Below are 738 nucleotides of genomic sequence, written 5' to 3'. Positions count from 1 at the left end.
AAAAAAGAAACAGTCCAGTCGATGCTAAAGAAGAGGAAATTAAACAACAAAAAACGGCTTTAGAAGTAGAACAACAAAAACAAACCAACTTGGAAAAGGCTTTAGAAACTATTAAACAAGAAAAAGCCCAACTGGAAGAACAATTAAAAGACGAAAAAGCGGCTTTAGAAAAGAAAAACACCCTTTTAACTCTTGATAAAGAACAACTAGAAAAAGATATTGCAGCAATTAAAAAGAATTTAGATGATAACAACATTCTTATTGATAATAAAAACCAAAGAATCCATCAAAACGAAGCACAAATGAAAACTTTAGACGCTAAATTAAACCAAAAAGAAGAAGATTTGCAAAAATTACAACAAGATATTCACGCTAAAGAAAACGCTTTAATAGAAAAAGAAAACGCTTTAAATTCTGAAAAACAATTATCTACTAGAGAGAAAGAATTGTTAAACCGAGAAATGGAACAATTAAAAACTCAAATCGCTACTGATAAAATTAATTTTGAAGTCCAAATGAAGTTAAAAGATGAACATATTCAAGCTTTAAAATCTAATGAAGAAAAATTAAAAGAACAATTAAAAAATAAAAAAGAAGAAACTAATAATTTAAGAACTCAATATGAAAAAACTTTAGCTGACATTAAAACACAAATTGAAAAATATCAACAACAAATTCAAGAATTAGAAGCAGAAACTAATAATTTAAAACTCCAAATGGAACAAAATCAACATCAAA

Annotated in this window: 1 pseudogene; it reads left to right on the top strand. The window is 26.4% G+C overall.

The features are described from left to right. Positions 1-738: pseudogene (locus ON17_RS03575) on the top strand (hypothetical protein); the annotation flags it as partial.

This window comes from Poinsettia branch-inducing phytoplasma str. JR1, assembly GCF_000309465.1.
GTDB classification, from domain to species: Bacteria; Bacillota_I; Bacilli_A; order Acholeplasmatales; family Acholeplasmataceae; genus Phytoplasma; species Phytoplasma pruni.
Note: the sequence above shows the minus strand (reverse complement) of the source record. Positions and strands in the feature narration are given on the sequence as shown.